Origin of the sequence: Pseudomonas entomophila, assembly GCF_023277925.1 — a bacterium.
Taxonomy (GTDB): Bacteria; Pseudomonadota; Gammaproteobacteria; order Pseudomonadales; family Pseudomonadaceae; genus Aquipseudomonas; species Aquipseudomonas entomophila_D.
In genome coordinates this window covers 1,485,715-1,495,894 of record NZ_CP063832.1, presented here as the reverse complement: position 1 = coordinate 1,495,894, position 10,180 = coordinate 1,485,715, and the positions used below count along the sequence as shown (strand labels likewise).

At 63.6% G+C, this 10,180-nt stretch carries 8 protein-coding genes and 1 pseudogene; 1 reads left to right on the top strand and 8 read right to left on the bottom strand.

The features are described from left to right. Window positions 1-46: 46 nt before the first annotated feature. The 8 genes and pseudogenes from IM733_RS06610 to IM733_RS06575 form a co-directional block, all read right to left on the bottom strand. Window positions 47-2,188, bottom strand: coding sequence for a type I secretion system permease/ATPase (locus IM733_RS06610; protein ID WP_248920103.1), 2,142 nt, complete (start codon window positions 2,186-2,188; stop codon window positions 47-49). 2 nt (window positions 2,189-2,190) lie between these two features. Continuing rightward, entirely contained in the window at window positions 2,191-3,564 is a 1,374-nt protein-coding gene (locus tag IM733_RS06605; RefSeq protein WP_248920102.1) for an HlyD family type I secretion periplasmic adaptor subunit, read from the bottom strand. Beyond that, on the bottom strand, window positions 3,561-5,636 hold the full coding sequence (locus IM733_RS06600) for a peptidase domain-containing ABC transporter (protein WP_248921129.1): 2,076 nt from the start codon (window positions 5,634-5,636) through the stop codon (window positions 3,561-3,563). Before IM733_RS06600 ends, IM733_RS06605 begins: the two co-directional genes overlap by 4 nt. A gap of 259 nt (window positions 5,637-5,895) precedes the next feature. Then, window positions 5,896-6,003 (bottom strand): annotated as a pseudogene (locus tag IM733_RS06595) (IS5/IS1182 family transposase); the annotation flags it as partial. Window positions 6,004-6,012: 9 nt separating this feature from the next. Further along, the gene (locus tag IM733_RS06590; RefSeq protein WP_248920101.1) at window positions 6,013-6,438 is read right to left on the bottom strand and encodes a YeeE/YedE family protein; all 426 of its coding nucleotides are present in this window, start codon (window positions 6,436-6,438) and stop codon (window positions 6,013-6,015) included. A 1-nt stretch (window position 6,439) separates the two neighbouring features. Beyond that, a complete protein-coding gene (locus IM733_RS06585) occupies window positions 6,440-6,865 on the bottom strand; it encodes a YeeE/YedE family protein (protein ID WP_248920100.1) in 426 nt (141 codons plus the stop codon). 45 nt (window positions 6,866-6,910) lie between these two features. Next, window positions 6,911-8,098 carry a cation:proton antiporter gene (locus tag IM733_RS06580; RefSeq protein WP_248920099.1) on the bottom strand — a complete coding sequence of 396 codons (1,188 nt, stop codon included), beginning with the start codon at window positions 8,096-8,098 and terminating at the stop codon, window positions 6,911-6,913. Between the two features lie 102 nt (window positions 8,099-8,200). Then, window positions 8,201-9,091: a universal stress protein gene (locus IM733_RS06575; RefSeq protein WP_248920098.1), complete on the bottom strand. Its 891-nt coding sequence runs from the start codon at window positions 9,089-9,091 to the stop codon at window positions 8,201-8,203. 162 nt (window positions 9,092-9,253) lie between these two features. On the opposite strand from IM733_RS06575, the gene IM733_RS06570 reads away from it, so the two are divergent. Beyond that, window positions 9,254-10,150 (top strand): universal stress protein, encoded by an 897-nt coding sequence (locus tag IM733_RS06570; protein ID WP_248920097.1) that lies wholly within the window; start codon window positions 9,254-9,256, stop codon window positions 10,148-10,150. The last annotated feature ends 30 nt before the right edge of the window (window positions 10,151-10,180 follow it).

Here is a 10,180-nt window from a genome sequence, read left to right as displayed (position 1 = left end):
AGTTGCGCAAGGTCGGGACATGCCCGGCGCCATCCGTGGCTGTACTTCACTCCTTCGTCTGCAATGCCCATTGCCTGGCATACACACCGCCAAGTGCGAGCAATTGTTCATGGCTGCCCTGCTCGACCACCTGCCCCTGATCGATCACCAGAATCCGGTCGGCATGGCGCAGGGTGTTGAGGCGATGAGCGACACTGATCACGGTGCGCCCTTGGGTGATGCGCTTGAGGTTGGCCATCACCGCGGCTTCCGATTCGTAGTCCAGGGCGCTGGTCGCCTCGTCCAGCAACAGGATTCCGGGATTGGTGATCAGCGCCCGGGCCAGGGCGATACGCTGGCGTTGCCCGCCAGAGAGCTGGCCGCCCCGCTCGCCCACCTGGGTCTCGTAGCCATGGGCCAGGGACTGGATGAAACCATCGGCCCCGGCCAGAGCCGCAGCTTCCTGAACCTGGGCATCACTGGCCTGCGGGCAGCACAGGCGTATGTTGTCGGCGATGGAGCCGGCGAACAGCACGCTCTCCTGCAGCACCACGCTCATGTTGCGGCGCAGCGCCACCGGGTCGGCGATGGCCAGGTCGATGCCATCGACCATCACCCTTCCGTGCTGGGGGATGTACAGGCGTTGCAGCAGCCGGGTCAGGGTCGACTTGCCGGAGCCGGAAGGCCCAGTGATGCCGACGAACTCGCCCGGCTCGATCTGCACGCTGAGGTTGCGCAACACTTCCTGGCCATCTTCGTGGTAGCGGAACCGCACGCCCTGGAAGCTCACGCTGCCGGCCAACGCTGGCACCGAGGCCAGCCCACCGCTGCCGTTCTCGCACTCGGTGTCGAGGATGTCGCCCAGCCGACGCAGGGAGATCAGGGTGTGCTGGAAGTCCTGCCACACCTGGGCCAGGCGCAGGATCGGCTCGACCACATGGCCGGCCAGCATGTTGAAAGCCACAAGCTGGCCGGGGCTGAGCTGGCCATCCATCACCAGGGTCACGCCCCACCACAGCAGCAGCGCGGCCGTGAGCTTCTGGATCAGGCCAATGCCCTGCCCCGCGCAGATGCCTACCAGCCGCGTCGAGAATGCGGCGCGCACATAGCCGGCCAGCTGGCGTTGCCACTGCTGCTGAAAACCTTCCTCGGTGGCACTGGTCTTGATGGTCTCAATGCCGGTCACCGCCTCGGTGAGGAAGGCCGTGTTGTCCGCGCCCTGTTCGTATTCGCGCAGGGCATGCTTGCGCAGCAACGGCCCCACGCACAGCCAGAACAGGAAGTACAAGGCCAGCGAGCCGACCACCACCCAAGTCAGGGTAGGCGCATAGCGGTACATCACCGCGATGAACAGACCACAGAACGCCAGGTCCAGCACCAGGGTCAGCGCCGAGCCGGTGAGGAACTGGCGGATCTGTTGCATCTCGCCGACGCGGGCGATGATCTCGCCTGTCTGGCGCTGCTGGAAGTACCCCTGGGGCAGCTGGATCAGGTGCTGGTACAGCCGCGCCGACAGTTCGGCGTTGACCTTGCTCGCCAGGTTGGAGAACAGCCAGCTGCGCACAAACCCATACAGGGGCTCGAACAATGCCAGGGCCAGCAACGCCATCCCCAGCACCTGCAGGCTCGACAGCCCACGGCTGACCAATACCCGGTCGATGATGTTCTCGAACAGCATCGGGGTGACCAGCGCCGTCAGTTGCAGCATCAGGGACACCAGCAGCACGCTGCGAAACTGCCGGATGTGCTTGACGATCGACGGCAGGAACCAGGCGATGCCGAAACGCGGGGCCTGCAGTGCGGCGTGCCGGTCCGCCAGGAGCAGGACCGAACCCCGCCAGAGTGCACCCAAAGCGTCCGTGCTCAAGGTCTGACAATGGTCCTCCAATGGCCAGTACAGTGTGACCTGATCGTCCTCCAGGCCATCGAGCACCGCCCAGCCATGCACGGTTTCCAGCAGCGCCGGAAGCGGCAGGTTGTCCAGGCGCGTGACCGTGGTCCGCACCTGGCGAGCACGCAGGCCGATCCAACCGGCGCAGCGGCACAGGTCGATCGATGTCACCATGCCCTCCACGCGCCCCAGGCGATGGCGCAATTGCGCAGCATCCACCGCCACCTCGAAGCGCCGTGCGGCCCAGACCAGCGCATTCAGTCCGGTATCCAGCAACTGCGGTGACGGTGTTGAGTCATGGCTGAACAGTTCGCTCATGCTCAGCGCTCCCGCAATGCTTCGGACTGGTATTGCTGGATCGGGCTTAGCAGGTAGTCGATGACCCTGCGATCGCCGGTACGGATCTCTGCGGTCACACTCATGCCGGCCTGCAGTGGCATCCATTGCTTGTCCACCGCGATACTGGTGTGCTGCAGGCGGATCCGCGTGGGAAACACCAATCCCTGCTGCTCATCCTTGATGGCATCCCGGGAAACGTGGACGACCTCGCCTCGCAAGGTGCCATAGCGGGTGTAGGGAAATGCATCGACCTTCACTTCGACGGCCTGCCCGGCCTTGACGAAGCCCACATCCTTGTTGAGCACCATCACCTCGGCATCCAGTTCGTTGCCGTCCGGCACCACGACCAACAGCTGCTGCGCAGGCTGCACGGCACCGCCCAGGGTGTGCACCGACAGTTGCTGGACCACGCCATCCACAGGCGCCAGCAGCGTCTGCTGGCGTTGACGGTCACGCCCTCGCACCAGTTGTTCCAGCAGCACGGCGATGTCCTGGCGACTGCTGTTGACCACGTCGTGTTGTTCGCGCTGGGTTTTTGCCAGGTAGCTGTCGCGCTGCTCGATGCGGTTGCGCGCTTCGGCCTTGAGCACGTTCAACTCGGCGTGCTGCTGGGCCAGCGAGCGCTCCACGTCCAGTTGCTCCTTTTCCTGCTCGAGCAACTCGACCTTGGGCATCAGGTCTTCGGCCGCCATGGCCCGGCGCGCCTCCAGGCGGCGTCGCACATTGCTCGCCAGCTTGGTGAGGGAGGCGATTTCCACGGCGCGGGCGCGCTGGTTGGCCTGGTTGATACTGATCTCGGCCTCGAGGCTGTCGAGGTTGGCGTCGATCTCGCGGGCAGTGCTTTGCAACTGGGCGCGGGCGGCAGCCACTTGCTCGACGGGCAGGTCGGCCGGCGGTCGGTAGCTGGTCAGGGGATCGCGACTGAGCAGGGCCTCGGCCCTGGCCAGCTCGAGGCGCTTGAAGGTCAGTTGTGCCTGCAGTTCACGCAGCTCGGCATCGACGCCGATGGGGTTGAGCGCCACCAGCGGCGCACCTGCGCGCACCCGCTGGCCTTCACGGACGAAGATCGCGCTGACCTCCCCCGCTTGGTGAGCCTGGACCACTTTGGTGTAACTGGACACGATCAAGCGGCCCGTGCTGCTGGCATGGATATCCAGAAAACCCAGCACCGCCCACACCAGTGCGATCATCACCGTACCAATCAGCAGCCAGGCGGTACCCCTTGCCCACGGCGCCGGAGGGCGCTCTACGATCTCCAGGTATCCCGGCTGGAACTCGTACTCGTCCCGAGTCCGCCTGGCACCCGCCAAGGCGTTGCGCAGCCAACCAGGCAAACCCGACAGGTACCGGCTCATGCCTGCACCTCCTGCTGCATCGCTTGTTGCATCGCCCACAACCGTGCATAGCAACCACCGTTGGCCAGCAGTTGCGCGTGGCTGCCCGATTCGCTGATACGCCCATGCTCCAGGGCAATGATGCGCTGGCAGTCACGCACTGCACTGAGTCGATGGGCGATGACGATCACCGTTCGCCCCGCAGCGATCTGCGCCATGTTGTCCTGGATCAGTGCCTGGGATTCATCGTCCAGCGCGCTGGTGGCCTCGTCGAAGATCAGGATCCGCGGGTCGCCCATCAAGGCCCGAGCAATCGCGACGCGTTGGCGCTGCCCGCCGGACAAGGAACCACCCGCCTCGGCCAGGACGGTGTCGTAGCCCAGCGGCAGTTGCAGGATGAAGTCGTGAGCGCCTGCCAGCCGCGCCACCTCGATGACACGCTCCAGGGAGGCGGTGGGGTGACGCAGGGCGATGTTCTGCCGCACGCTGCGGTTGAACAGGTAGTTTTCCTGCAGCACCACACCGACCTGGCTGCGTAGCCAGGAAGGGTCGAGTTGTTCGAGAGGCTGTCCATCGATCAGGATGCGCCCGGCGTCCGGGACGTAGAGCTTTTGCAAGAGGCGGGTCAAGGTGCTCTTGCCTGAGCCGGATGGCCCGACGATCCCCAGGGTCTGCCCCGCCTCGATGTGCAGGTCCAGGCCATCGAGCACCAGGTCCAGGTCTGGGCGGTAGCGAAACGCCAGTTGTTCGATACGTACCTCGCCACACAACGCGGCTGACGGCCGTTGCTGCCCCTGAGCCTGTTCCACCGGCAGGTTGAGCATATCGCCCAGCTTGTCCACCGAGACGCGGACCTGCACGAACTGCTGCCAGACATCGATCAGCTTGGCCAGCGGCTGACTGACATGGGACAGCATCATGTTGAACGCGATCAGTTGGCCAAGCGTCAGCTCCAAGGCAATGACCATGTGTGCCCCCCAGCAGATCACCGCCACGGCGGTGACCTTCTGCAACAAGGTCACACACTGGCTGATGGCGCTCCCCAGGCTCTGGCTGGCGAACCCTGCTTCCACCATCTCGGCGGTCTGCGCCTCCCAGCGCCGCTGCATGCGCGGCTCCACCGCCAGGCTCTTGATGGTCTCGCTGCTGCTGACGGTCTCGTTGAGAAATGCGGTGTTGCGGGCGGTGGTCTGGAACTGGCGCTCGATACGCTTTTCAAGTGGCCCGGCGCTGGCCCAGGCCAGGGCGACATACAGTGGCAAGGTCGCCAGCACCACCAAGGTCAGTGGCCAGGAGATCCATGCCATGACAGCGAAGAACACCACTGTAAAGGCGACATCGACACACAGGGTGAGCAGCGACCCGGTGAGGAACTCACGGATTCCGTCCAGCTCCTGGACCCTGGCGATGATCGCGCCGACCTGTCGCTGCTTGAAATAGAGCAATGGCAAGCCCAGCAGATGGCGGAACAGCTTGACCCCGAGGCCGATATCGATACGGTTGGCGGTATGCGCCGAAAGGTATTCCCGCAGCCCCTTGAGCACGACTTCGAACACACCGACCACCACCAGCGCGAGTACCAGCACATCCAACGTTGCCAGCGCACGATGGACCATGACCTTGTCCATGACCGCCTGAAAGAACAGGGGCGTTGCCAGGGCCAATACCTGGAGCAGCAGCGAGCACAGCAGTACCTCGCCCAGAACTCGACGGTGTCGCAGCAACTCGGGAATGAACCAGGAAAGGTCGAAACGCAGGCCGCCTCGTCGTAGCCGGATGACCTCGCCCGTCCAGGACTGGGCCAACTGTTCACGGCTGAGTATCTGCGGTGTGCTGGAGAGCGGTGACTGGACCAGTGCCTGGGTCGGTGACAATCGAGCAAGTAGCACATAGTCACCGGCGCAGGTACGCCAGGCCAGCGGAAGCATCTGTGCTTTGAGCCTGCGCAGCTCAAGCCGCCCCATTCGCAAGTTGACGCCACATGCAGTTGCGTAACTGTTCACAGACTTGCGCACGTTCTCACGCTCATGACCATCTGCGATCAATGGCTCTCGGCCCTGATGCAGTTGCAGCAACAAGCGGCAGCAGCTCAATGCTGACTGAACATCACTGACCCCTTGCGGACTTACCGGCGTCGAACTGAGCGTTTTCGAGGCAGCAGTTGATGACGTCATTGGAGCTCTTCCATTCGTTTGAGCAATCCACCTGCCGTGTGAGGCTGAGTGGGACGAATGGATTCTGAGATATGGGATAGCGAGTGATAATCGCGAGTGGCGTTAACGGGTGTTAACTGAAAATTGATAATCGACCAGGCGTTGCACAGCCGATGGTGATTCGCTCGGAATAGATGAACTTGGCTTTGTAGCGCGCGCTGCGCTTGCCCAAATGTTTGTAAGTACTGTGTCGCGCAGCGATCTGCCAGATCACTGACCGCCCTTGATGCTCTGGTCTTTTCTCAAGGAATACGGCTTACGACCGCCACCGGCCTTTGGCTTCCACGGTATTGACCAGCAGCATGCCAGCAAGCATCGCTGCCACGAACAGCCAGGCTTGCCAATATCCACCAGCCAGCAGCACCAGCGCAGGGCCAGGGCAAATGCCGGCAAGACCCCAGCCGACCCCAAAGACCAGGCTGCCGCCGACCAGCCGGCGATCGATGTCACGCCGCGTCGGCAACTGCATCCTTCCTCCCAGCAACGCCACGCTGTGCCGCCGTGCCCACGCCATGGGTAGCAAGGCCACGCCGATGGCACCGACCATGACCAGTGCCAACGATGGATCCCACTGCCCGGCAAGGTCGAGAAACCCGAGGACCTTCGCAGGGTTTGCCATGCCGGACAACAACAGGCCCATGCCGAACAGGGCCCCGGCCAGGAAACCAATGATTCGCTGCATGCTACGCACCTGCCAGGACATGACGAAGGATATAGACGGTGGCAAAACCGGCAGCCATGAAACACAGCGTTGCCACCGCTGAGCGTGGCGACAACCGAGACAGGCCGCACACACCGTGGCCGCTGGTGCAGCCTGCGGCGTAACGCGTGCCGATGCCCACCAGCAACCCGGCCGCCACGAGCGCCCAGGGCGAGGCGGTGAAATGCACAGGCGGCATCGTCGCAAGCAGGTGCCACAGCAGCGGCGCGACGATGACCCCTAGCAAGAACGTCGCTTTCTCGCCACGCCCTTCTCCGCCACGCTGCAATAACGACCCGATCAGGCCGCTGATACCTGCAATGCGCCCATTGGCCACGGCGAACAGGCCCGCGGCCAAGCCGATCATGGCGCCGCCTGCCAGCGCCGACCAAGGGGTGAAATCGCTCATGCTCAACTCCTCAAGGAATACGACGCGTACCACACGCGCTCAAGGTTACGGCAAGCGCCCCAGCCTGGCAGCCCAGGACCCTGCGCTCACACCGTGCAGGACCACGCTGAGCAGTACACAAGCGATCGAGGTGGCGATAATCGTGCCACGCTCCTGCAAAGGCGAATCCAGAATCAGCGTGGCGAACACGATCGAGGCCAGCCCGCGTGGCCCGAACCAGCCGATGAACAGACGGCTTTCGGCAGCCAGGGTACTCCCTGCCAGACTGAGCCACACAGGCAACATGCGCACCAGCGACAGGCTCAACAACGCGTAGAACCATACCGAAGGCGAAAGTATCTGCGAAGCCTTGGGCGCCACGTAGGCGCCAAAAACCACCCAGGTCAGCAGCGACAGCGCTTCGCTGCAAGATTCGCCGGTCTCGAGCAAGGGCCGAGTTTCCTGCCTGAACAGATAACTGATCAGCAGCCCTGCGCAGAAGGCGGCGATAAAGCCACTACCGCCCAGCGCCTGGGCGCTGGCAAAACTCAGCAGTGCCAACCCAGGCATCACCAGTTGCTGCCAGGCATCGATCTGCAGGCAATGGCGTTGCGAAAAACGCAAGAGCCCGCCGACCACCAGCGCAAGCGTCGCCCCCGCGAGGGCACCGATACCCAACTCCTCAAGAAAGAAATAGCCTGCCAGGGCGAAAGGCGTGGTCGAATGGGCCTCCACCGACAACGCCAGCAACAGCAGCAAGACAGGCACGCAGATGCCATCATTCAGACCACTTTCCACGTTCAGACATTCGCGCACGTCCCTGGGAACCTGCGGGTTGCTTACCACAGCCTTGCCAAGGGCGGCATCCGTGGGTGCCAGGATGGTCGACAATAGCGCCATTTCCAGCCAGGGCATTTGCGGGAACAGCAGCCAGGCAGCCAGCCAGCCCGCAACCAAGGTGAGCGGCAACCCGATCAGCAACAAACGCAGCGGCAGGTTGTGGTGATGACGCAGCTGGCCCGGGTCAAGCTTGGCGGCATCAGTGAACAGCACGATGGCAAGGGTAAGTTCAGCCAACATCCGAAGGTCGTGGCGGTCCAGCGCCAGATTCAACAAGCCGAGCCCGGACGGGCCGGCCAGCAGGCCTGTCAGCAGGAACAACAGCGGCCCGTTGACAGGTTTGGATTCAAGCGCGCCGGCCAGGCTGGCGTACAGCACCAGCAAGGCGGCCAGAACAGCCAGGTTCTGATACATGGCCACGCTCCGTGAACAAAAACGTATGCATGAACGCTATCACTGTGCCCGCAAGACGATGATCGTGAATACGCCATGGCCGACGCGGTGATGCGCACTGACTCAGCTGGCAGGCGCAGGCCTGACGGCCAGGACACTGCACGGCGCATGGCTCACCAGTCGCTCGGTGGTATCGCCGATCAGCCTGGCCCAGCCCCTGGCCTGCACCACGCCGACCACCACCACATCGATCTTCAACCTGACGATCTGCGACTTGATCACCCGCAATGGCGCCCCTTCGCTGAAATAGCGGTGCGAGCGGGGGATGCCATGGGCATCGGCGAGGGCGTCGAACGGTAGCTGCAGCGACTCGCGTACTTCGTCGGCCCAGGGGCCGGCAAGGTCAGGATTGGCCAGCATGGCGACAGGCAGGTCGTAAGCCGAGAGCAAGTGGAGTTGCCCCTGGCACTGAGACGCCAGTTGCTGCCCCGCCGCGAGTATTTCATGGTTGAGGGCGTCCTTCTGCGTCGATGGGCTGGCGACATCCACCGCCACCAGCACATTGCCAGGCATAGCCGGGGCGTCAGCCGGCACGAACATCAACGGTGCCGCGCTTGCATGCAACAGCGCCTGGTCGAGCGAGGTCTGCGCCACCTGATCGAGCAAGGCGCAGCCTGGGCAGCCCTTGATCACCAGGTCAGGTGCGTAGCGGGCAATGTAACCTGAGACCAGATCACGCGGACTGGAGGTTTCCACGGCCTCGAAACCTGGGCGCGGGCCAACGGCGGGCTGTTCATCAAGCAACGCCTTGAGCCCTGTGCTGAAGTGCACGAAGGTCGCAGAGGGCAAGGCAGGCTCGTGCAATTCATGGCGCAACCGCAGCTCGGCAGTTTCGTGGATGCCCAGCACGTGCAGGCAAGCCCCTGAAGCCGCAGCCAGTGCCATGGCCCGGGACAGCGCGGCACTGGCCTGGACCTCGGTCATGATCAGCAGGATCCGGCGATACGGGTTCATCGGGCACCTCCCGGGGCAGCTGTAGGGTTGCCTACGCCTGTTCATTATCGAAGCGTGTGCTGGTTTGTTCTTGATAAAAATCAAGCCACCCTGGCGCCATCGCGCCACCCTTGGCCTGAACCAGTATGCCGCCTTGAGGCGGCAATCGCAGTGGAGGCCACCATGAACGCCCTGACGCGACTGCTGTTGATCTGCCACCCGGACCTGCACCCCTCGCCTGCCCTGGCACGCGCGCAAGCGTTGGCCAAGGCGACGGGCGCTACGTTGCACCTGGTGGTGCTGAGCCAGCTGCCTTCACGCCTGGCCACCCTGGACCAGGTGCTGCGCAGCAACGCGCGCAAGCAAGACGCCGAACATCGCAAGGCATGGCTGCACGACCAGGTGAAGACGCTTGGCGAGCTGGGCATTACCGCCTATGCCGAGACGCTGGATGACGAGGACCCGCTCAAGGACCTGATCCGCCTGGCGCAATTGCATCGGGTGGAAATGTTGATCAAAGACATCCGCCACGAAACCGTCGTCAGCCGTGCCCTGCTCACGCCACTGGACTGGCAGTTGCTGCGTCGCTGCCCCATCCCTCTGCACCTGGTGGCCCAGGCGGATGCCTCGCTGCCAGCGCGGATCCTGGCCGCCGTGGACCTGGTCGAACAGGATCCGGCCATCCACTCACTCAACGAACGTATCCTGCAAGCTGCACAACGGCTGGCGCGGTGCTGCAAGGCGCCATTGCATCTGCTGCAGGCCTGGGAGCCCAGCCCTAGCTTCGTCGCCTATGCCGCCGCACCCGTCGCCTGGACGAATGAACGAATCGAGGAAGTGACTGGCCGGGCGCGGGAGCGCCTGGGCGAATTTGCCAGCTGCTACGGCATCAGGCCAGATCACCTGCACGTGCTGCCAGGCGCGGCTCGCACCGTTGTCAGTGAATACGCCAACCAGCATGGCTTCGATGTGGTCGTCATGGGCACGCTGTACCACGAAGGGCTGGCCAAGGTGATCGGCAGTACCACCGAACAGACGCTGTACAAGGTGCATTCCAGCATCCTGGCGATCCATGGTTGATCCGCCTCCCGTCTGGACGGCGTCCTTGCC

Excerpts from the sequence above, each read along its gene's own strand:
- IM733_RS06585 (WP_248920100.1), bottom strand. The coding sequence starts at position 6,865 with ATGAGCGATTTCACCCCTTGGTCGGCGCTGGCAGGCGGCGCCATGATC.
- IM733_RS06605 (WP_248920102.1), bottom strand. The coding sequence starts at position 3,564 with ATGAGCCGGTACCTGTCGGGTTTGCCTGGTTGGCTGCGCAACGCCTTG.
- IM733_RS06610 (WP_248920103.1), bottom strand. The coding sequence starts at position 2,188 with ATGAGCGAACTGTTCAGCCATGACTCAACACCGTCACCGCAGTTGCTG.
- IM733_RS06590 (WP_248920101.1), bottom strand. The coding sequence starts at position 6,438 with ATGCAGCGAATCATTGGTTTCCTGGCCGGGGCCCTGTTCGGCATGGGC.
- IM733_RS06570 (WP_248920097.1), top strand. The coding sequence starts at position 9,254 with ATGAACGCCCTGACGCGACTGCTGTTGATCTGCCACCCGGACCTGCAC.
- IM733_RS06580 (WP_248920099.1), bottom strand. The coding sequence starts at position 8,098 with ATGTATCAGAACCTGGCTGTTCTGGCCGCCTTGCTGGTGCTGTACGCC.
- IM733_RS06575 (WP_248920098.1), bottom strand. The coding sequence starts at position 9,091 with ATGAACCCGTATCGCCGGATCCTGCTGATCATGACCGAGGTCCAGGCC.